The 19,293-nt window shown below is 59.9% G+C and carries 22 protein-coding genes; 9 read left to right on the forward strand and 13 right to left on the reverse strand.

From position 1 onward, the window contains the following. The first annotated feature begins 640 nt into the window (after positions 1 to 640). Entirely contained in the window at positions 641 to 2,149 is a 1,509-nt protein-coding gene (gene mqo / locus K1X80_RS23945) for a malate dehydrogenase (quinone) (RefSeq protein ID WP_057958467.1), read from the forward strand. Between the two features lie 103 nt (positions 2,150 to 2,252). Here mqo and K1X80_RS23950 read toward each other — a convergent pair whose 3' ends face one another. From K1X80_RS23950 to K1X80_RS23960, 3 genes are all read right to left on the reverse strand, one after another. Further along, positions 2,253 to 2,540 carry a PA4642 family protein gene (locus K1X80_RS23950; RefSeq protein ID WP_038443313.1) on the reverse strand — a complete coding sequence of 96 codons (288 nt, stop codon included), beginning with the start codon at positions 2,538 to 2,540 and terminating at the stop codon, positions 2,253 to 2,255. A 204-nt stretch (positions 2,541 to 2,744) separates the two neighbouring features. Beyond that, positions 2,745 to 3,212: a WbuC family cupin fold metalloprotein gene (locus K1X80_RS23955; RefSeq protein ID WP_057438127.1), complete on the reverse strand. Its 468-nt coding sequence runs from the start codon at positions 3,210 to 3,212 to the stop codon at positions 2,745 to 2,747. Between the two features lie 3 nt (positions 3,213 to 3,215). Further along, complete coding sequence (locus tag K1X80_RS23960; protein WP_057438125.1) at positions 3,216 to 3,773, reverse strand: hypoxanthine-guanine phosphoribosyltransferase; 558 nt, start codon at positions 3,771 to 3,773, stop codon at positions 3,216 to 3,218. A 163-nt stretch (positions 3,774 to 3,936) separates the two neighbouring features. On the opposite strand from K1X80_RS23960, the gene upp reads away from it, so the two are divergent. Then, positions 3,937 to 4,575: a uracil phosphoribosyltransferase gene (gene upp, locus K1X80_RS23965; protein WP_029291751.1), complete on the forward strand. Its 639-nt coding sequence runs from the start codon at positions 3,937 to 3,939 to the stop codon at positions 4,573 to 4,575. A gap of 2 nt (positions 4,576 to 4,577) precedes the next feature. Continuing rightward, positions 4,578 to 5,852 (forward strand): uracil-xanthine permease family protein, encoded by a 1,275-nt coding sequence (locus K1X80_RS23970; protein ID WP_216311921.1) that lies wholly within the window; start codon positions 4,578 to 4,580, stop codon positions 5,850 to 5,852. Between the two features lie 130 nt (positions 5,853 to 5,982). On the opposite strand, the gene hisC is transcribed toward K1X80_RS23970, so the two are convergent. The 10 genes from hisC to K1X80_RS24020 form a co-directional block, all read right to left on the reverse strand. Further along, complete coding sequence (gene hisC, locus K1X80_RS23975) at positions 5,983 to 7,035, reverse strand: histidinol-phosphate transaminase (RefSeq protein ID WP_057438123.1); 1,053 nt, start codon at positions 7,033 to 7,035, stop codon at positions 5,983 to 5,985. A 3-nt stretch (positions 7,036 to 7,038) separates the two neighbouring features. Further along, positions 7,039 to 8,355: a histidinol dehydrogenase gene (hisD, locus tag K1X80_RS23980; protein ID WP_003188601.1), complete on the reverse strand. Its 1,317-nt coding sequence runs from the start codon at positions 8,353 to 8,355 to the stop codon at positions 7,039 to 7,041. Positions 8,356 to 8,482: 127 nt separating this feature from the next. Next, positions 8,483 to 9,118: an ATP phosphoribosyltransferase gene (hisG, locus tag K1X80_RS23985; RefSeq protein WP_003188599.1), complete on the reverse strand. Its 636-nt coding sequence runs from the start codon at positions 9,116 to 9,118 to the stop codon at positions 8,483 to 8,485. Between the two features lie 156 nt (positions 9,119 to 9,274). Beyond that, positions 9,275 to 10,540, reverse strand: a complete 1,266-nt coding sequence (gene murA, locus K1X80_RS23990) for a UDP-N-acetylglucosamine 1-carboxyvinyltransferase (RefSeq protein ID WP_057438121.1) — start codon at positions 10,538 to 10,540, stop codon at positions 9,275 to 9,277. A gap of 23 nt (positions 10,541 to 10,563) precedes the next feature. Continuing rightward, positions 10,564 to 10,803, reverse strand: coding sequence for a BolA family protein (locus K1X80_RS23995; protein ID WP_010567702.1), 240 nt, complete (start codon positions 10,801 to 10,803; stop codon positions 10,564 to 10,566). A gap of 114 nt (positions 10,804 to 10,917) precedes the next feature. Next, positions 10,918 to 11,223, reverse strand: a complete 306-nt coding sequence (locus K1X80_RS24000) for a lipid asymmetry maintenance protein MlaB (RefSeq protein ID WP_057958465.1) — start codon at positions 11,221 to 11,223, stop codon at positions 10,918 to 10,920. After that, the gene (locus tag K1X80_RS24005) at positions 11,220 to 11,873 is read right to left on the reverse strand and encodes a phospholipid-binding protein MlaC (protein ID WP_057438117.1); all 654 of its coding nucleotides are present in this window, start codon (positions 11,871 to 11,873) and stop codon (positions 11,220 to 11,222) included. Before K1X80_RS24005 ends, K1X80_RS24000 begins: the two co-directional genes overlap by 4 nt. Before the next feature lie 11 nt (positions 11,874 to 11,884). Then, positions 11,885 to 12,352 (reverse strand): outer membrane lipid asymmetry maintenance protein MlaD, encoded by a 468-nt coding sequence (mlaD, locus tag K1X80_RS24010; protein ID WP_057438115.1) that lies wholly within the window; start codon positions 12,350 to 12,352, stop codon positions 11,885 to 11,887. Further along, positions 12,352 to 13,149 carry a lipid asymmetry maintenance ABC transporter permease subunit MlaE gene (gene mlaE / locus K1X80_RS24015; protein WP_029291779.1) on the reverse strand — a complete coding sequence of 266 codons (798 nt, stop codon included), beginning with the start codon at positions 13,147 to 13,149 and terminating at the stop codon, positions 12,352 to 12,354. Before mlaE ends, mlaD begins: the two co-directional genes overlap by 1 nt. Then, positions 13,149 to 13,958, reverse strand: a complete 810-nt coding sequence (locus K1X80_RS24020; RefSeq protein ID WP_038443322.1) for an ATP-binding cassette domain-containing protein — start codon at positions 13,956 to 13,958, stop codon at positions 13,149 to 13,151. The genes mlaE and K1X80_RS24020 overlap by 1 nt, the downstream gene beginning before the upstream one ends. Before the next feature lie 287 nt (positions 13,959 to 14,245). Between K1X80_RS24020 and K1X80_RS24025 the strand changes: the two genes are divergently transcribed. The 6 genes from K1X80_RS24025 (at position 14,246) to K1X80_RS24050 (ending at position 19,249) form a co-directional block, all read left to right on the forward strand. Then, the gene (locus K1X80_RS24025) at positions 14,246 to 15,220 is read left to right on the forward strand and encodes a KpsF/GutQ family sugar-phosphate isomerase (RefSeq protein ID WP_115128986.1); all 975 of its coding nucleotides are present in this window, start codon (positions 14,246 to 14,248) and stop codon (positions 15,218 to 15,220) included. Then, the gene (locus K1X80_RS24030) at positions 15,221 to 15,745 is read left to right on the forward strand and encodes an HAD family hydrolase (RefSeq protein WP_029291786.1); all 525 of its coding nucleotides are present in this window, start codon (positions 15,221 to 15,223) and stop codon (positions 15,743 to 15,745) included. An 8-nt stretch (positions 15,746 to 15,753) separates the two neighbouring features. Continuing rightward, positions 15,754 to 16,326, forward strand: a complete 573-nt coding sequence (gene lptC / locus K1X80_RS24035; RefSeq protein WP_057438113.1) for an LPS export ABC transporter periplasmic protein LptC — start codon at positions 15,754 to 15,756, stop codon at positions 16,324 to 16,326. After that, positions 16,313 to 16,846, forward strand: a complete 534-nt coding sequence (lptA, locus tag K1X80_RS24040) for a lipopolysaccharide transport periplasmic protein LptA (RefSeq protein WP_029291790.1) — start codon at positions 16,313 to 16,315, stop codon at positions 16,844 to 16,846. The genes lptC and lptA overlap by 14 nt, the downstream gene beginning before the upstream one ends. Beyond that, positions 16,846 to 17,571 carry an LPS export ABC transporter ATP-binding protein gene (gene lptB / locus K1X80_RS24045; RefSeq protein ID WP_029291791.1) on the forward strand — a complete coding sequence of 242 codons (726 nt, stop codon included), beginning with the start codon at positions 16,846 to 16,848 and terminating at the stop codon, positions 17,569 to 17,571. Before lptA ends, lptB begins: the two co-directional genes overlap by 1 nt. Before the next feature lie 184 nt (positions 17,572 to 17,755). Further along, positions 17,756 to 19,249 carry an RNA polymerase factor sigma-54 gene (locus K1X80_RS24050; RefSeq protein WP_057445159.1) on the forward strand — a complete coding sequence of 498 codons (1,494 nt, stop codon included), beginning with the start codon at positions 17,756 to 17,758 and terminating at the stop codon, positions 19,247 to 19,249. Positions 19,250 to 19,293: the final 44 nt, after the last annotated feature.

Genomic DNA, 19,293 nt, shown 5'->3' on the forward strand with positions numbered 1-19,293 from the left:
CCTCGCAGCATCGCTAATGCTCCGGTATTAGCTCCCCCGCACCGCCCACAGAGAGCCGCCCACACAGATCGAGTGAAGCTGGCGAGCTGGCTGTTTTGTCTGCAAACCTGCGCCTTTACCGAATCTGCCAGAGCTGCCATTGCGCTCGGCCACTTGAGTTGTTTGCCCGTTATGCCGCGTGTCGGCAGTGATTTCGGGCCAGGTGCCAGGCTGGGGCAGCCCTTTTTTGAGGTTCACGTCTTCAAAAGAGCGTGAAAAAAACGGGTTTTCACAACTTCACAAGAGTGTGGCGAGCAAATGAATAGTTTTGCGTTTGTACAAGCACCATCAACGTCTGGCACTGCCCAACCACACAGGACCGAGTACTCCTCAAAAACCGGAGCTTGAAGCCTGTCCGCTACGGATTTGGTTGCACGATCGGACGTACTTGACCATAAGTCGAATTGCCACAGGGGCCCTTAAATGCGTTCATATGCAGATAAGGCCTGGTCGGCAGCGTCCGCTGAAGTTGCAAAAAAATTGCGAAGAATCGGACATGGCGATCCTGGCCATGGGTAACCTGGGGCATTACGTGAACCGCCCCGTCACTCCTGGCAGCCATGCCGTCAATTTGGTGCTGCAGATTTTGGAGACGCGTTAAATGGCGCATAACGAAGCAGTCGACGTAGTACTGGTAGGTGCGGGCATCATGAGTGCCACCCTCGCCGTACTGCTCAAGGAGCTCGACCCCGGCCTCAAGCTGGAAGTCGTTGAGCTGATGGATTCGGGTGCCGCGGAGAGTTCCAACCCGTGGAACAATGCCGGTACCGGTCACGCCGGGCTGTGCGAGCTGAACTACACCCCGCAGGCGGGTGACGGCTCCATCGACATCAAGAAAGCCGTGCACATCAACACCCAGTTTGAAGTGTCGAAGCAGTTCTGGGCGTACCTGACCAAAAAAGGCACCTTTGGCTCGTCCAAGTCCTTTATCAGCCCCGTGCCGCACCTGAGCTTCGTGCAGGGCGAAAAAGGCGTGTCGTTCCTCAAGAAACGCTTTGAAACCCTCAGCCAGCACCACGCGTTCTCGGATATGCACTACACCGAAGACCGCGCAGAAATGGCCGAGTGGATGCCGCTGATGATGCCGGGCCGCCCGGCCGACGAGAAAATCGCCGCGACCCGCGTGATGAACGGTACCGACGTCAACTTCGGCGCCCTGACCAACCAATTGCTCGCGCACCTGAGCAGCTCGGCAGATGCCCACGTCAAGTACAGCAAGCGCGTTACCGGCCTCAAGCGCAATGGCGCCGGCTGGACCGTGAGCATCAAGGACGTCAACAGCGGCAACACGCGCAATGTCGACGCCAAGTTCGTGTTCCTCGGCGCTGGCGGCGCGGCCCTGCCGCTGCTGCAAGCCTCGGGTATTGAAGAAAGCAAAGGTTTCGGCGGCTTCCCGGTCAGCGGCCAGTGGCTGCGTTGCGACAACCCGGAAGTGGTCAAGCTGCACCAGGCCAAGGTCTACAGCCAGGCGGCCGTGGGTTCGCCACCGATGTCGGTGCCGCACCTGGACACCCGCGTGGTGGATGGCAAGAAATCCCTGCTGTTCGGGCCATACGCTGGCTTCACCACCAAGTTCCTCAAGTTCGGCTCGTTCCTTGACCTGCCCATGTCGATTCGCCTCGGCAATATCGGCCCGATGCTGGCCGTGGCCCGGGACAACATGGACCTGACCAAGTACCTGGTCAGCGAAGTGATGCAGTCCATGGAGCAGCGCCTGGAATCCCTGCGCCGCTTCTATCCCGAAGCCAAAGCCGAGGACTGGCGCCTGGAAGTGGCTGGCCAACGGGTGCAGATCATCAAGAAGGATCCGAAGAAAGGCGGCGTGCTGCAATTCGGTACCGAGTTGGTCGCGGCCAAAGACGGTTCGCTGGCGGCGCTGCTAGGTGCGTCCCCAGGGGCTTCGGTGACTGTTTCGATCATGCTGGAACTGATCGAACGCTGCTTCCCGGCCCAGGCGGCCGGTGAATGGGCGGCCAAGTTGCAGGAAATCTTCCCGGCTCGGGAAAAAGTCCTGGAGACCGATGCCGAGCTGTATCGCAAGATCAGCGTGCAGAACAACATCAGCCTGGAACTGGTTGAGCAAGGTAGCGAGGCCGAAAGCTACGCTTGAGGTCGTGACGCGTAGCGTCACCGGATGCATTCCCACGCAGAGCGTGGGAACGATCGCCCCGCTCTCGTGATGAGAACGGGGCGTTTTTTTATGTCCTGGCTATTCAGCCGCGAGCGATTTTGATCAGCTCGATGTACTCGTCCGCGTTGCGCTGGTCCTTGATCAGATCGACGAAGGTCTGGCCATGCTCGTCCTTACCGTCGAGGTCCAGCCCGGCTTCCTTGAAAAAGCCCAGGAACCGCTCGAAATCGTCGATGCGCAGGCCGCGATAGGCTTTGATCAGCTTGTGCAGGGACGGTGAGGTGGCGTCGACCGGTTCAAAATCCAGGAACAGCTTGATCTGATCGTCGCCGATCTCGTCACCAATCACTTGTTTCTTATCTTTACGCATTGCCGACTCCAGCCTGCAGACATGTACACGGGGGTAGAAGTCTACCTGCGGGACACAAGGTTCGGAAGCCACGAGGCTCTAATGTGGGAGCGGGCTTGCCCGCGATGGCGGTGGGTCAGTCGAACATATCTAACCTGCCACTCCGCTATCGCGGGCAAGCCCGCTCCCACACAAACCCCACCCACCTTTTTTCCGCTGCCAGGTTCAATCGAACTGGGCAAGCATCCAGCGATGATACTCAGCCATGCCGGCTTCACCTTCCCGGGGTGCCCAGGTCGCCAGTTCGCCCTCGCCCACCGGGCGATAAGGGCCTGCCTTGCACTCGAACATCACCGTGTCTGGCTCAAGCACCACCAGACCGTGGAAAACCCCTGGCGACAGATCAACGCCCTGGCAATCGCCACCGGCCTGCAAGATGCGCCGCTCCAGAACCGCGCCAGACTCGCTGAAAATCAAAATACCCAGGCGCCCCTTGAGTACCAGCAGGGTCTCGGCCTTGTCAGCGGTGAGATGACGATGGGGCTGCACATAGGTGTGTGGCTGCAAACCGACAGCCATGCGATGGCACGGCTCTTCCATCTGGTGGAAGTTGACGTTCTGCCGGCCACGGGGGTTGGCGGCGGCTTTCTCGGCCAATTCGGCAAACAGCGACTGATCAAGAAAACGCGCCACGACTTACATCCCCTTCACAGCAAAGATGCCATTGGCATTACGCCAGTAGCCTTTGTAATCCATGCCGTAACCGAAGATGTAGCGGTCGATGCACGGCAGGCCGACGTAATTGGCCTTCAGGTCCGGGCGGGCCTTGCGGTCGTGGTCTTTGTCGATCAGCACGGCGGTGTGCACGTTGCGCGCGCCGGCGTGTTTACAGAAGTCGACAATCGCGCCCAGGGTGTGACCTTCGTCGAGGATGTCGTCGATGATCAAGACGTCGCGGTCGATGAACGACACTTCCGGCTTGGCTTTCCAGAACAGGTCGCCGCCACTGGTTTCATTGCGATAGCGCGTGGCGTGCAGGTAGGACGCTTCCAGCGGGAATTGCAGATGCGTCAGCAATTTGCCGGCGAAAATAAGACCACCGTTCATCACACAGAACACCACCGGGTTGGTTTCAGCCATTTCACGGGTGATGTGCGCGCCGACCTTGGCGATAGCCTCTTCGACTTGTGCTTCGGTGTACAGGCAGTCAGCCTCGCGCATGATTTGACGGATATGCTCGAGATCAGCGGACATGGCGCTCTCCAGGGGTACTGTGGCAAGAAAAGCGGGCGAAGGTACGCCTCTGGGGCGCAACGTTCAAGCCTTTATGGACTAACGTACAGGTTGTCTATAGGACAACACCCTCGGATAGATTAATCTAGGCCGGTTTTTTTGCCCGCCGCCGGAGCCTTTCCCCATGCCCATCCGTGAGATCCGCCACCCGCTGATCCGACACAAGCTCGGCCTTATGCGCCGCGCCGACATTAGCACGAAGAACTTCCGTGAGCTTGCTCAGGAAGTCGGAGCGTTGCTCACCTACGAAGCCACCAAAGATTTACCCCTGGAAAACTACGAGATCCCCGGTTGGTGCGGTCCCGTCCAGGTCGAGAAAATCGCTGGCAAGAAAATTACCGTGGTGCCGATCCTGCGCGCCGGTATCGGCATGCTTGAAGGCGTGCTGAGCCTGATCCCGGGCGCCAAGGTCAGCGCTGTGGGCGTAGCCCGCAACGAAGAAACCCTGCAGGCCCACACCTACCTGGAAAAACTCGTCCCCGAGATCGACGAGCGCTTGGCGATGATCATCGACCCGATGCTGGCCACCGGCAGCTCCATGGTCGCTACCATCGACCTGCTGAAGAAAGCCGGTTGCAAGGATATCCGCGCCATGGTGCTGGTAGCGGCACCCGAAGGTATCGCCGCCGTAGAAAAAGCTCACCCGGATGTAGTGATTTACACCGCGTCCATTGATGAGCGCCTGAACGAGCACGGCTACATCATTCCGGGCCTGGGCGATGCTGGCGACAAGATCTTCGGCACCAAGCAGAAGGACGCGTGAACATGCAGGATGAATTCAACGACCCGCTTTGGCGCCAGATCCTGTCTGGCGCACAAATGCTCTTCGTAGCATTTGGCGCGCTGGTGTTGATGCCGCTGATCACAGGTCTTGATCCAAACGTTGCACTGTTTACCGCAGGCCTTGGCACGTTGTTGTTCCAGATTGTCACCGGGCGCCAAGTGCCGGTGTTCCTGGCATCGAGCTTTGCGTTTATCACCCCGATCATTCTCGCCAAGGGCCAGTTCGGCCTCGCGGCGACCATGGGCGGGGTGATGGCGGCGGGTTTCGTCTATACCTTCCTCGGCCTCGCCGTGAAGATCAAGGGCACCGGTTTTATCGACCGGCTGCTGCCGCCCGTGGTGATCGGACCGGTGATCATCTCCATCGGCCTGGCCATGGCGCCGATTGCCGCGAACATGGCAATGGGCAAGTCGGGCGACGGTGCCGAGTTGATCCCTTACCAGACGGCAATGCTGATCTCGATGCCGGCGCTACTGACCACGCTGATCGTGGCCGTGTTCGGCAAAGGCATTTTCCGCCTGGTGCCGATCATTGCCGGGGTGCTGGTGGGTTTTGGCATGTCGTTCTACTTCGGCGTGGTCGACACCGCGAAGATCACCGCCGCACCTTGGTTTGCCCTGCCCCACTTTACCGCGCCGGAATTCAACTGGCAGGCGATTCTGTTCATCGTCCCGGTGGCCCTGGCCCCAGCCATTGAACACATCGGCGGCGTGATTGCCGTGGGTAGCGTAACCGGTCGTGACTACCTGAAAAAGCCCGGCCTGCATCGCACGCTGTTGGGCGACGGTATCGCCACCACCACGGCTGGCCTGTTCGGCGGCCCGCCCAACACCACTTACGCCGAAGTGACCGGCGCGGTGATGCTGACCAAGAACTACAACCCGAAGATCATGACCTGGGCGGCGGTATTTGCCATCACCCTGGCCTTTGTCGGTAAGTTCGGCGCGCTGCTGCAAAGCATTCCGGTGCCGGTGATGGGCGGGATTCTGTGCCTGTTGTTCGGCTCGATTGCCGCGGTGGGGATGAACACCCTGATCCGTCACAAGATCGACCTGGGTGAGGCGCGCAATCTGGTGATTGTGTCGGTGACCCTGGTGTTCGGGATTGGCGGTGTGCTGATCGGCACCGGTACCGGTCCCGATGATTTCGGCCTGAAGGGCATCGCCCTCTGCGCCGTGGTAGCGATTGGTTTGAACCTGCTGCTGCCGGGCAATGATGGCTGGAAGCACAAGAAGCCGGACGAGCCGTTGCTCTAAAGGCTACGGAGTGTCGGTGTAGCTGATGGCCTCATCGCGGGCAAGCCCGGCTCCCACATTGGAATGCATTTCCATGCGGGAGCCGGGCTTGCCCGCGATGAGGCCCGTCCAGCCCATATAGATTCAAGCCTTAAAGATCACCCAAACCATCAATCAACGCCTGGTTCTGCTCAGGTGTCCCGATGCTGATCCGCAGGAACTGGGCAATCCGCTCCTGCTTGAAGTGCCGCACGATCACCCCTTGCTCCCGCAACTTGGCCGCCAGGCCGGCCGCGTCGTGCCGTGGGTGGCGGGCAAAGATGAAGTTGGCCGCTGACGGCAACACCTCAAAGCCCTTCTCTCGCAACTGCGCCACAAGCGTCTCGCGGCTATCGATCACCAGTTGGCAGGTCTTCTCGAAGTATTCACGGTCTTCGAAGGCCGCCGCCGCGCCGACAATCGCCAGGCGATCCAGTGGATAGGAGTTGAAGCTGTTCTTGACCCGCTCCAGCGCCTCGATCAGGTCCGGGTGGCCCACCGCCAGGCCTACCCGCAAACCGGCCAGTGAGCGCGATTTGGAGAGGGTCTGGGTCACCAGCAGGTTGGGGTAGCGGTCCACCAGGCTGATGGCGGTTTCGCCGCCGAAGTCGATATAGGCTTCATCGACCACCACCACCGAATCCGGGCTGGCCTTGAGGAGTTGCTCCACCGCGTCCAGCGCCATCACGCAGCCGGTCGGCGCGTTCGGGTTGGGGAAGATGATCCCGCCGTTAGGCTTGGCGTAGTCCGCCACGCGGATCTGGAACTGCTCGTCCAGCGGCACCGGGGCCGAGGTGATGCCATACAGCCCGCAGTACACCGGGTAGAAGCTGTAGCTGATGTCCGGGAACAGCAGTGGCAGGTCGTGCTGGAACAGGCCGTGGAAGATATGCGCCAGGACTTCGTCGGAACCGTTACCGAGGAATACCTTGCTCCCATCCACCCCGTAGTACTTGGCCACGGCCTGCTTGAGCAGGTCGCTGTTGGGGTCGGGGTACAAACGCAGGTTGTCGTTCAACTCGGCCTGCATCGCTGCCAGCGCCTTGGGCGACGGGCCGTAGGGGTTTTCATTGGTGTTGAGCTTGACCAGCTTGGTCAGCTTCGGCTGCTCGCCGGGCACGTAAGGCACGAGGTCCTTGACGAAAGGGCTCCAGAATTTGCTCATGTCTTACTCTCCCTTGACGATGCGGTATTCGGCGCTGCGGGCGTGCGCGCTCAACGATTCACCACGGGCCAGCACCGAGGCGGTCTTGCCCAGCTCGGAAGCACCTTGTGGCGAGCAAAAGATAATCGACGAGCGCTTCTGGAAGTCATACACCCCCAGCGGCGACGAGAATCGCGCTGTGCCGGAGGTCGGCAACACGTGGTTGGGGCCCGCACAGTAGTCGCCCAGGGCTTCGCTGGTGTGGCGGCCCATGAAGATCGCACCGGCGTGACGAATCGACGGCAGCCAGGCCTGTGGGTCGGCCACCGACAGTTCCAAATGCTCGGGGGCGATGCGGTTGGCCACTTCGATGGCCTGCTCCATATCACGCACCAGGATCAACGCACCCCGGCCATTGATCGACTTCTCGATAATCTCGGCACGCTCCATGGTCGGCAGCAGCTTATTGATGCTCGCCGCCACCTTGTCGAGGAACTCGGCGTCGGGGCTGACCAGGATCGCCTGGGCGTCTTCGTCGTGCTCGGCCTGGGAGAACAGGTCCATGGCAATCCAGTCCGGATCGGTCTGGCCGTCACACACCACGAGGATTTCCGAGGGGCCAGCGATCATGTCGATACCGACCTGGCCAAACACATGGCGCTTGGCAGTGGCAACGTAGATGTTGCCGGGGCCGACCACCTTGTCGACTTTCGGCACGCTTTCGGTGCCATAGGCCAACGCGGCGACGGCCTGGGCCCCCCCGATGGTGAACACGCGGTCAACGCCGGCGATGCAGGCAGCGGCCAGCACCAGCTCGTTGATTTCACCGCGCGGGGTCGGGACCACCATGACCACCTCGGTCACGCCCGCCACTTTGGCGGGAATGGCATTCATCAGCACCGACGACGGGTATGAAGCCTTCCCGCCCGGCACGTACAGGCCGGCGCGGTCCAGCGGTGTGACTTTCTGGCCCAGCACCGTGCCATCGGCTTCGGTGTAGCTCCAGGAGTCCTGTTTCTGTTTTTCGTGGTAGCTGCGCACCCGCGCCGCTGCGACTTCCAGGGCTTCGCGCTGCGGCGCAGTGATACGCGTCAGGGCCAGTTCCAGGCGTTCGCGGGGCAGGATCAGGTCGGCCATGGACTTGACGTCCAGGCCGTCGAACTGGCGGGTAAAGTCCACCAGCGCCGCATCGCCGCGCTCGCGCACGGCCTTGATGATGTCGAGCACCCGCTGGTTGACCGAATCGTCGGACACACTTTCCCAGCTCAGCAGATGATCCAGATGATGGGCGAAATCCGGGTCGGCAGCGTTGAGTCGGGCAATTGCAGTGGACGTGGTCATAGCGAGGGCCTCAATAGAATTGGCAAAAACTCAGGCGCCCTAAACTAGCAGTCGTTTCCGCTTGGGCACCTGAGAATTCTGGCTATGAGGCGGATAGACGGGCGCGACCTAGGGCCGCGCAGGTGAGTCAACCGCGGTGTCGAGACTCCACTGCCTTGCGCAGGGTGTCGATCAACGCCTGGATCCGGGCGTGTTGCATTTTCATCGAAGCTTTGTTGACGATCAGGCGAGAGCTGATGTCAGCGATAAAGTCCTGGGGTTCCAGGCCATTGGCACGCAGGGTGTTGCCGGTGTCGACCACGTCGATGATCTTGTCGGCCAGGCCGATCAGCGGCGCCAGCTCCATCGAGCCATAGAGCTTGATGATATCGACCTGACGGCCTTGCTCGGCGTAATAGCGCTTGGCGACGTTGACGAACTTGGTGGCTACCCGCAGGCGGCCTTTTGGCTCGACGTCACCGACACGGCCGGCGGTCATCAGCTTGCACAGGGCGATACGCAGGTCCAGCGGCTCGTACAGGCCCTGGCCGCCGTATTCCATCAGCACGTCTTTACCGGCGACACCGAGGTCGGCGGCGCCATGTTCAACGTAGGTCGGCACGTCGGTAGCACGCACGATCAACAGGCGAACGTCGTCCTGGGTCGTGGGGATGATCAGCTTGCGGCTCTTGTCCGGATTCTCGGTCGGCACGATGCCCGCTTCAGCCAGAAGCGGCAAAGTATCGTCAAGGATGCGGCCCTTGGACAGTGCGATGGTCAACATGGGAAACGTCAATCCTTCATCAGGCTATTGCTGTCCGGTCGCAAATGGCGCCAGACACAGATCGAGGCCATTACAGCCTCGATTTGAAACAAATTCAGCCGAGGCGTGCCTGTGCACACCTCGGGCGGGCGCTTCCCTGCGCCCGAGCAGTGGGGGTTAGCCCGGTACGCGGCGGATTTTCGCGCCGAGCATCTGCAGTTTTTCTTCGATGCACTCGTAGCCACGGTCTATGTGGTAGATGCGATCGATCAGGGTGTCACCGTCAGCGCACAACGCCGAGATCACCAGGCTGGCCGAAGCCCGCAGGTCGGTGGCCATCACTGGCGCGCCCTTGAGCTGCTCGATACCGGTGACGATGGCAGTGTTGCCTTCGACCTGAATCTTGGCACCCATGCGGTGCAGTTCATACACGTGCATGAAGCGGTTTTCGAAGATGGTCTCGATGACCGCACCAGTGCCTTCGGCAATCGCGTTCAAGGAGATGAACTGCGCCTGCATGTCGGTCGGGAACGCCGGGTACGGAGCGGTACGCACGTTGACGGCTTTTGGCCGCTTGCCGTGCATGTCCAGCTCGATCCAGTCTTCGCCGGTGGTGATTTCGGCACCGGCTTCGCGCAGCTTTTCCAGGACCGCTTCGAGGATGGTCGGATCGGTATCCTTGACCTTGACGCGGCCACCGGTCACGGCAGCCGCAACCAGGTAGGTACCGGTCTCGATACGGTCCGGCATCACTTTGTAGGTGGCCGAGTGCAGGCGTTTCACACCGTCGATGGTGATGGTGTCGGTGCCGGCGCCAGTGATGTTGGCACCCATGGCGATCAGGAAGTTGGCCAGGTCGACCACTTCCGGCTCGCGCGCGGCGTTTTGCAGGACGCTGCGGCCATTGGCCAGGGCAGCGGCCATCATGATGTTCTCGGTACCGGTCACGCTGACGGTATCAAAGAAGAAGTTTGCACCACGCAGGCCGCCTTCCGGCGCCTTGGCCTTGATGTAGCCACCTTCGACGTCGATGGTCGCACCCATGGCTTCAAGACCACGGATGTGCAGGTCCACCGGACGCGAACCAATGGCGCAACCGCCAGGCAGTGCCACTTCGGCTTCGCCGAAACGGGCGACCATCGGGCCCAGTACCAGGATCGAGGCACGCATGGTTTTCACCAGTTCGTACGGTGCGATCAGGGTCTTGATGGTGCGCGGGTCGATTTCGACCGACAGCTTCTCGTCGATCACCGGCTCAATGCCCATGCGACCGAACAGCTCGATCATGGTGGTGATGTCGTGCAGGTGCGGCAGGTTGGCTACGGTAACCGGGCCATCGCACAGCAAGGTGGCGGCCAGGATCGGCAAGGCCGAGTTTTTAGCCCCGGAGATACGGATTTCGCCATCAAGACGGGCACCGCCGGTAATAATCAATTTATCCATAAGAATCTCGACGCCTTGGGGGCTCAGGTGCGCTCGGCCCAGGCCGCGCGGCTGAAAAATTTCATAGTGACCGCATGGATGCTGCCATCGGTGATCCACGGGTTCAAATGGGCATAGATCTGCTGCTGACGCTTGACCGGGCTCAATGCCGCCAGTTCATCGCTAATCACGTTCAGCTGGAAATTGCAGCCTTCGCCTTCAACTGCAACCTCAGTATTCGGCAGCTTTCCTTCAAGGAAGCTTTTAACTTCTAGGGCCTGCATGCTCAACCTCTATCGGCGCCCAGTGCGCGCGGGTCGCACATCATACAAAAAAGCCCCGCGCCTGCGAACCCCGCATAGCAGGACTCTGACGGGGGGCTTCTTCAATAATGTGTATTAAGGATGCGCCAACAGCTCGGCCAGACCGCAAACCTGGGCAATTTCACGCATATCCTCGGGTAATGCGCGAATACTGACAGGTTTGTTGACCGCCGCGGCGTCACGTAGGAAACACAAGAGCAATGACAAGCCAACACTGCTGGACTTCACCACCGCCGAGCAATCGAGGACCAATGCCGGCGCAGTGCTGGCATTGATCAGTGCCTGGCCCTGCTTACGCAGGGCCGGCCCGGTGCTGTAGTCGAGCACGCCACTGAGGAGCAGCTCGCCGGCCTGGCCTTGACGAACAGCCGACTCAGTCATGGGGCCTGCTTCTCTGCAGCTTCTTCGGTCACTTCCTTGGCCTTGGCCACTTCGCCGGCCCAGCCATCAATGGTCTTGTCCAGGTTGTTGCCATTGCGCTGCATGGCATCGGCGAACTGATCACGGAACAGCTTGCCGATGTTGATGCCGTTGATGATCACGTTGCGCACTTTCCATTCGCCGTTGATTTTCTCAAGGGTGTAGGAAACCGGATAGATCGAGCCATTGTTGCCCTTGACCTGCATATCCACGCTGGTGCGGTTGCCAGACTCATCCTTGGCCGGGGAAACGACGATACCCTGATTGTTGTATTCCAGCAGGGCGTTGCCGTAGAACTGCATCAGGCTGCGCTTGAAGTTTTCCTGGAAGCGCTGCATCTGCGCAGGCGTAGCTTTACGCGAATACTTGACGGTCATGATGCTGCGCGAGATGCCGTCAGCGTCGACCACCGGACCCACGATACCGTTGAGGGCATCGTAGAACGCGCTTGGGCTCTGCTTGTACTGTTCCTTGTTCGCGGCAAGGTCAGCCAGCAGCTCTTTGGTGGTTCTATCAATAATGTCGTGCGCCGAAGGTGCCGCCACGGCGTTAGCCATCAATGGCAAGGCTGCCAACAGCACCAACAGGCCACGTCGCAAGGTTGAGATCATGAACAAACTCCTCATTTGGCGTCTTTACTAACCGTATTAAGCAGGAATTTACCGATCAGGTCCTCTAATACCAACGACGACTGTGTGTCATGAATGGTCGAACCATCCTTGAGCAAGGCTTCTTCCCCGCCCACGCTGATACCGATGTACTTCTCGCCCAGCAGACCGGCCGTGAGGATGGACGCTGTGGAGTCAGTCGGCAGGTTATCTACCTTCTTGTCCAGTTGCAGGGTCACGCGGCCGGTGAAGCTGTCGCGGTCCAGATCGATTGCTGTGACCTTGCCGATGGTCACACCGGCCATGGTCACTTTGGATCTGACCGTCAAACCGGCGATATTGTCGAAGTAGGCGTAAAGTTTATAGGTATCGGCGCCCGAGCTGGCCGACAAGCCGCTGACTCGCAGGGCGAGCAACAGCAAAGCCAGGATGCCAGCCAACAAGAAAAGGCCTACACCGATTTCCACAGTGCGGTTTTGCATCAGAAATCTCCAAACATCAAGGCGGTCAAAATGAAGTCAAGGCCCAGTACCGCCAGCGAGGCGTACACAACGGTCTTGGTAGTGGCTCGACTGATCCCTTCTGAAGTGGGTTCACAGTCATAGCCCTGGAATACGGCGATCCAAGTCACAACGAAGGCGAAGACGATGCTCTTGATAATGCCATTGAGCACGTCACCGCTGAAGGTCACGCTGTTTTGCATGTTGGCCCAGTAGGAGCCGTCGTAGACCCCCAGCCAGTCCACCGCCACCCACGAACCGCCCCAGATCCCGACCACGCTGAAAATCATTGCCAGCAGTGGCAGGGAGATGAAGCCGGCCCACAGGCGCGGGGCAACAATGTACTTGAGCGGGTCCACGCCGATCATTTCCAGGCTGGACAGTTGCTCGGTGGCCTTCATGTTGCCGATCTCGGCGGTCAACGCAGAGCCGGCGCGACCGGCAAACAGCAAGGCGGTGACCACCGGCCCCAGCTCACGCAGCAGCGTCAGTGCAACCATCTGCCCCACCGCCTGCTCGGAACCGTAGCTGGACAGGATATTGAAGCCCTGCAGCGCCAGCACCATGCCGATGAACACCCCGGAAACCACAATGATCACCAGGGACATCACGCCCACCGAGTGCAGTTGCTTGAGCAGCAAGCCAAAACCACCGCCGATACCACCGCGGCCCAGCAAGGCGTGAAACAGGAAAATCGTCGAACGCCCGAGCACTTCGACAATGTCGATGCCGGAACGACCGAAAAGGCGCACCTTCTCGATTAAAGATGTCTTGCGCATCAGCGCTTCCCCAGAAGATCTGCGCGGTAATCCGCTGCCGGAAAATGAAAAGGCACCGGGCCATCAGGGTCGCCGGTCATGAATTGGCGAATTCGCGGGTTATCGGCGTTCATCAGTTCTTCAGGCGTGCCCTGCCCCAATACCTGGCCATCGCCGACGACATAGAGGTAGTCGGCAATGCTCGCGGTTTCGGCCAAGTCATGGGACACCACGATGCTGGTGATACCCAGCGCGTCATTGAGCAGGCGGATCAGGCGCACCAATACGCCCATGGCGATAGGGTCCTGGCCGACGAACGGCTCGTCATACATGAGGATCTGCGGGTCGAGGGCAATCGCCCGCGCCAGAGCCACGCGCCGCTTCATACCACCAGAAAGCTCATCCGGCATCAGGTCGATGGCACCGCGAAGCCCTACGGCCTGCAGCTTCAACAACACAATGTCACGGATCATTTCTTCCGACAGTTGGGTATGCACCCGCAACGGGAACGCGACGTTTTCGAAAACGTCGAGGTCGGTGAACAGTGCACCGCTCTGGAACAGCACACCCATGTGCTTGCGCGCATCGAACAGATCGCTGCGCGACAGGGTCGGCAGGTTCTGGCCATTGACCCAGACTTCCCCGGCGGTAGGCCGCAGTTGCATGCCCATCAGGCGCAGCAGGGTCGTCTTGCCGCAGCCGGAAGGGCCCATGATGCCCGTCACCTTGCCGCGGGGAATGCGAATATCGACATTATTGAAGATGCTGCGCGTACCGCGCTTGAAGGAAAGACCCTTCAGCTCGACCGCGTAGGCGTTATCGGCACTCATCTAAACTCCTTGGGATGCAGCTTCTCACTCAGACACCATGCTTGGGACAACTGCTTGCGACAGTTAGACACATGTGCGCTGCGCGGACCGAACTGGCGGCGAACTATATCACTGCTGACATAAAGCGCCCAAGGCCGGAGCTGTGCTTGTTCAGAAAGAGGACAGGTAATTGCGCATTTGAGAGCGATCTCACTCTTAAGTAGAACAACGCCTGACGAACTTGCGTGAGGGAATTGATCATTACCGCTATAATCGCCGACTTTTCGTCAGGCTATACGATTTCAGACATGAGCCAATCCAGCGACCTTATTCAATCCGCACAACGCACCATCCGCCTCGAGCTTGAAGCCGTAGAAGGCTTGCTGGCCCATATCGACGCAGATTTCGTACGCGCCTGCGAGATGATCCTGGCCAGTAAAGGCCGGGTTGTCGTGGTCGGCATGGGCAAGTCAGGCCATGTCGGCAACAAGATTGCCGCCACCCTGGCCAGTACCGGCACCACGGCATTTTTCGTGCACCCGGCCGAAGCCAGCCATGGTGACATGGGCATGATCACCCGCGATGACGTGATCCTCGCCCTGTCCAACTCAGGCACCACCAACGAAATCGTGACCCTGCTGCCCCTGATCAAGCGCCTGGGCATCAAGCTGATCAGCATGACCGGCAACCCGGACTCGACGCTGGCCAAGGCCGCCGAAGTGAACCTGAATGTACATGTAGCCCATGAGGCCTGCCCGCTTAACCTGGCGCCCACCTCCTCCACCACCGCCGCCCTGGTCATGGGCGACGCGCTGGCCGTGGCCCTGCTGGAAGCCCGTGGTTTTACCGCCGAAGACTTCGCCTTTTCCCACCCCGGTGGCGCCCTCGGCCGTCGCCTGCTGCTGAAAGTGGAAAACGTGATGCATGCGGGTGACGAGCTGCCACAGGTACAACGTGGCACCCTGCTCAAGGATGCCTTGATGGAAATGACCCGCAAGGGCCTGGGCATGACCGTGATCCTCGAGGCCGACGGGCGCCTGGCCGGGGTCTTCACCGACGGTGACCTGCGTCGCACCCTGGACCGCACCATTGATATCCATACCGCCACCATTGATCAGGTCATGACCCCTCACGGCAAGACCGCCCGCGCCGAAATGCTCGCGGCTGAAGCCCTGAAGATTATGGAAGACCACAAGATCGGCGCCCTGGTGGTGGTCGATGATGCCGATCACCCGATTGGCGCCCTGAACATGCACGATTTGCTGCGCGCGGGAGTGATGTAAATGAACACCGACCTGTTGCAACGGGGCAAGGCCATCAAACTGGCGATTTTCGACGTGGATGGCGTGCTGACCGACGGTCGCCTGTACTTCCTCGAAGACGGCAGCGAATTCAAGACGTTCAATACCCTGGACGGCCAGGGCATCAAGATGCTGATGGCCTCTGGCGTACAAACCGCGATCATCAGTGGTCGCAAGACCCCGGTCGTGGAGCGCCGCGCACAAAACCTGGGGATTCCTTACCTCTACCAGGGCCGTGAGGATAAACTCGTGGTTCTGGACGAGCTTCTTGGCAAACTCAACCTAAGCTATGAGCAGGTCGCCTATCTGGGCGATGATTTGCCTGACTTGCCGGTGATTCGCCGCGTCGGCCTGGGCATGGCTGTAGCCAATGCCGCGTCGTTTGTTCGCGAACACGCCCACGGCATTACCCAGGCCCGTGGCGGCGAAGGCGCCGCCCGCGAGTTCTGCGAACTGATCCTGCGAGCCCAGGGCAGCCTTGAAGCGGCCCACGCCGCCTACTTATAGAGCCCTCTATGCTGAGTAAAAAGATTCGCAACTTCCTGATATTCGGAGCCATCGCCGCGCTGTTCCTCGCTGTGGGCTACTGGAATATCAGCCCGGAGCGCTTCCTCGACCAGCCTGTTGCGCAGGTCGACCAGGGCGCTATCGACTATTACGCCACCAACGCCTACAGCGTGCAGTTCCTGCCTGACGGCAAGGTGCAATACGAAATGACGTCGGACAAGGTCGAACACCTGAAGGCTTCCGAGGTCACATTGCTGACCAATCCGGACCTGAACCTGTATCGCGGCACCGAATTCCCGTGGCACGTCACCAGCAAGCGTGGCGAGGTCAACCCGGACGGCACCGAAGTGGAACTGATCGACTCGGTGCGTGTTGCGCGCACCGACGCCCAGAAGCGCGACACCATCATTACCAGCAGTCGCATGACCGTATTCCCACAGAAGCAATATGCGCAGACCGAGCAAGACGTTAGAATCGACGGCGCTGGCGGTGTATCGACTGGCAAGGGAATGAAAGCGTATTTGAAAGAAAGCAGGATACACCTGCTATCGAACGTAAGAGGACAGTATGAGGCTCGTTAAAACCCTCCCTATTTTGCTCGGTCTGGGCGCAGCACTGGGAAGCGTGAGCGCCTGGGCTCTGCCGAACGATAGCCAGCAACCGATCCACATCCAGGCTGACGATGCGCAGTTGGATGACAAGCAAGGTATCGCGACCTACAAGGGCGACGTCATCATCACCCAAGGTTCGATGAAGATTACCGGTAACACCGTGACCCTGACCCGTACCCCGGCCGGCGACATCGACGTCGTGACTTCGGTGGGCAACCTTGCCTATTTCGAACAGAAGCAAAACGCCGCCGATCCAGGTCCGATCAAAGGCTATGGCGTGACCATCCAGTATCACGCGCCGCAGAACCGTATCGTACTGACTGACCGCGCCAAAGTGATCAGCAGCGACGGCAACTCGACCGAAGGCGAGAAAATCGTCTATGACACCGTCAAGCAGGTCGCCACTGCCGGCCGCGCCAATGGCACCAAGGTCACTGCGCCACGTCCGCGCATCGACATGGTTATCCAGCCGAAGAAGAAGGCCCAGTAATGGCGACCCTGAAAGCCCAGCATCTGGCCAAGGCCTATAAAAGCCGTCAGGTCGTGCGCGACGTCAGCCTGTCGATCGACAGCGGCCAGATCGTCGGCCTGCTTGGCCCCAATGGTGCCGGCAAGACCACCTGCTTCTACATGATCGTCGGCCTGGTCCAGGCGGACCAGGGCCGTGTATTGATCGACGACCTGGACGTGAGCCACCAGCCGATGCACGGCCGTGCACGGGCCGGTATCGGCTATCTCCCCCAGGAGGCGTCGATCTTCCGCAAACTGTCAGTGTCCGACAACATCATGGCGATCCTGGAAACCCGCAAGGAACTGGATCGCGACGGACGCCGCCAGGAGCTGGAAAGCCTGCTGCAGGAGTTCCACATCAACCATATTCGCGACAACCTCGGCATGAGCCTGTCCGGCGGCGAGCGGCGCCGCGTGGAAATCGCCCGCGCCCTGGCCACCGCACCGAAGTTCATCCTGCTGGACGAACCCTTCGCCGGTGTCGACCCGATTTCGGTAGGCGACATCAAGCAGATCATCCATCACCTCAAGGCCAAGGGGATCGGCGTGCTGATCACCGACCACAACGTGCGTGAGACCCTGGATATCTGCGAAACCGCGTATATCGTCAACGACGGCCAACTGATTGCCGAGGGCGACTCCGCCACCATCCTGGCCAACGAACTGGTCAAGGAAGTGTATCTGGGGCACGAGTTCCGCCTGTAAACACTGGGGTGTCAGGACATTCGCCATCAGGCGCGGGAGTCAATAAAAACCTTATTGTTTTTATTGTTACCGCGCTCTAGGCAAAGCCCCCGATATCAGGCATATAATTTGCTTATGTTTGGCGCTCACGCGCCCTGTCGTGGATGGCGCATTGCGCCGGCGAATAAGGTGTTAAGCCCCTGCCATGAAACCATCGCTAGTCCTGAGAATGGGCCAGCAGCTGACGATGACACCGCAGCTGCAACAGGCCATCCGCCTGCTCCAATTGTCGACCCTGGACCTGCAACAGGAAATCCAGGAGGCCCTGGAGTCCAACCCGATGCTCGAACGCCAGGAAGAAGGCGACGACTTCGATAATGCCGACCCACTGGCCGACAACATAGAGCAAAAACCCAATCCCGACGTCCAGGAGCCGTCCTACCAGGAAACCGCACCCACGGTGGATAACCTGGAAGAAGGCGAATGGAACGAACGTATTCCCAATGAACTGCCGGTGGATACGGCCTGGGAAGATGTCTACCAGACCAGCGCCAGCAGCCTGCCCAGCAACGACGATGACGAGTGGGACTTCACCACCCGCACCTCCGTCGGCGAAAGCCTGCAGAGCCACTTGCTGTGGCAACTGAACCTTGCCCCGATGTCCGACACCGATCGCTTGATCGCGGTGACCCTGATCGACTGCATCAACAATCAGGGCTATCTGGACGAGACCCTCGAAGAAATCCTCGAGGCTTTCGACCCGGAACTGGACATCGAGCTGGACGAAATCGAGGCGGTCCTGCACCGCATCCAGCAGTTCGAGCCCGCCGGCATCGGCGCGCGCAACCTCAGCGAGTGCCTGTTGCTGCAACTGCGCCAACTGCCCGCCAAGACACCGTGGCTGGCCGAAGCCCAACGCCTGGTCACCGACTATATCGACCTGCTGGGCAGCCGCGACTACAGCCAGTTGATGCGTCGGATGAAGCTCAAGGAAGATGACCTGCGCCAGATCATCGAACTGGTACAGAGCCTCAACCCGCGTCCCGGCTCGCAGATCGAGTCCAGCGAAGCCGAGTATGTCGTCCCCGACGTGATCGTGCGCAAGGACAACGAGCGCTGGCTGGTGGAGCTGAACCAGGAATCAGTGCCGCGCCTGCGGGTCAACCCGCAATACGCAGGTTTTGTACGCCGGGCCGACACCAGCGCCGACAACACCTTCATGCGCAATCAGTTGCAGGAGGCTCGCTGGTTCATCAAGAGCCTGCAAAGCCGCAACGAGACCCTGATGAAAGTGGCCACCCAGATCGTCGAGCATCAGCGCGGCTTCCTGGAATATGGCGACGAGGCGATGAAACCGTTGGTGCTGCATGACATTGCCGAAGCAGTGGGCATGCACGAATCGACCATTTCCCGGGTCACCACCCAAAAATTCATGCATACCCCACGGGGTATATATGAGCTGAAATACTTTTTCTCCAGCCACGTCAGCACCTCCGAAGGCGGTGAATGCTCGTCCACGGCGATCCGCGCGATCATCAAAAAACTGGTTGCGGCGGAAAATCAGAAAAAGCCGTTGAGTGACAGCAAGATCGCTGGTTTACTGGAGGCACAAGGCATTCAGGTCGCCCGTCGAACCGTCGCCAAGTACCGCGAGTCCCTTGGGATCGCGCCTTCCAGCGAGCGTAAGCGATTGATGTGACGGGCGGGCCATAGCGTTCCAGTGGCGGGTACTCCTACCCGCCG

This window comes from Pseudomonas sp. So3.2b (assembly GCF_019464415.1).
Lineage (GTDB): Bacteria > Pseudomonadota > Gammaproteobacteria > Pseudomonadales > Pseudomonadaceae > Aquipseudomonas > Aquipseudomonas shahriarae.

Coding starts and splice junctions, on each gene's coding strand:
- mqo (WP_057958467.1), top strand. CDS start 641: ATGGCGCATAACGAAGCAGTCGACGTAGTACTGGTAGGTGCGGGCATC.
- K1X80_RS23950 (WP_038443313.1), bottom strand. CDS start 2,540: ATGCGTAAAGATAAGAAACAAGTGATTGGTGACGAGATCGGCGACGAT.
- K1X80_RS23960 (WP_057438125.1), bottom strand. CDS start 3,773: ATGTCCGCTGATCTCGAGCATATCCGTCAAATCATGCGCGAGGCTGAC.
- upp (WP_029291751.1), top strand. CDS start 3,937: ATGCCCATCCGTGAGATCCGCCACCCGCTGATCCGACACAAGCTCGGC.
- K1X80_RS23970 (WP_216311921.1), top strand. CDS start 4,578: ATGCAGGATGAATTCAACGACCCGCTTTGGCGCCAGATCCTGTCTGGC.
- hisC (WP_057438123.1), bottom strand. CDS start 7,035: ATGAGCAAATTCTGGAGCCCTTTCGTCAAGGACCTCGTGCCTTACGTG.
- hisD (WP_003188601.1), bottom strand. CDS start 8,355: ATGACCACGTCCACTGCAATTGCCCGACTCAACGCTGCCGACCCGGAT.
- hisG (WP_003188599.1), bottom strand. CDS start 9,118: ATGTTGACCATCGCACTGTCCAAGGGCCGCATCCTTGACGATACTTTG.
- murA (WP_057438121.1), bottom strand. CDS start 10,540: ATGGATAAATTGATTATTACCGGCGGTGCCCGTCTTGATGGCGAAATC.
- K1X80_RS23995 (WP_010567702.1), bottom strand. CDS start 10,803: ATGCAGGCCCTAGAAGTTAAAAGCTTCCTTGAAGGAAAGCTGCCGAAT.
- K1X80_RS24000 (WP_057958465.1), bottom strand. CDS start 11,223: ATGACTGAGTCGGCTGTTCGTCAAGGCCAGGCCGGCGAGCTGCTCCTC.
- K1X80_RS24005 (WP_057438117.1), bottom strand. CDS start 11,873: ATGATCTCAACCTTGCGACGTGGCCTGTTGGTGCTGTTGGCAGCCTTG.
- mlaD (WP_057438115.1), bottom strand. CDS start 12,352: ATGCAAAACCGCACTGTGGAAATCGGTGTAGGCCTTTTCTTGTTGGCT.
- mlaE (WP_029291779.1), bottom strand. CDS start 13,149: ATGCGCAAGACATCTTTAATCGAGAAGGTGCGCCTTTTCGGTCGTTCC.
- K1X80_RS24020 (WP_038443322.1), bottom strand. CDS start 13,958: ATGAGTGCCGATAACGCCTACGCGGTCGAGCTGAAGGGTCTTTCCTTC.
- K1X80_RS24025 (WP_115128986.1), top strand. CDS start 14,246: ATGAGCCAATCCAGCGACCTTATTCAATCCGCACAACGCACCATCCGC.
- K1X80_RS24030 (WP_029291786.1), top strand. CDS start 15,221: ATGAACACCGACCTGTTGCAACGGGGCAAGGCCATCAAACTGGCGATT.
- lptC (WP_057438113.1), top strand. CDS start 15,754: ATGCTGAGTAAAAAGATTCGCAACTTCCTGATATTCGGAGCCATCGCC.
- lptA (WP_029291790.1), top strand. CDS start 16,313: ATGAGGCTCGTTAAAACCCTCCCTATTTTGCTCGGTCTGGGCGCAGCA.
- lptB (WP_029291791.1), top strand. CDS start 16,846: ATGGCGACCCTGAAAGCCCAGCATCTGGCCAAGGCCTATAAAAGCCGT.
- K1X80_RS24050 (WP_057445159.1), top strand. CDS start 17,756: ATGAAACCATCGCTAGTCCTGAGAATGGGCCAGCAGCTGACGATGACA.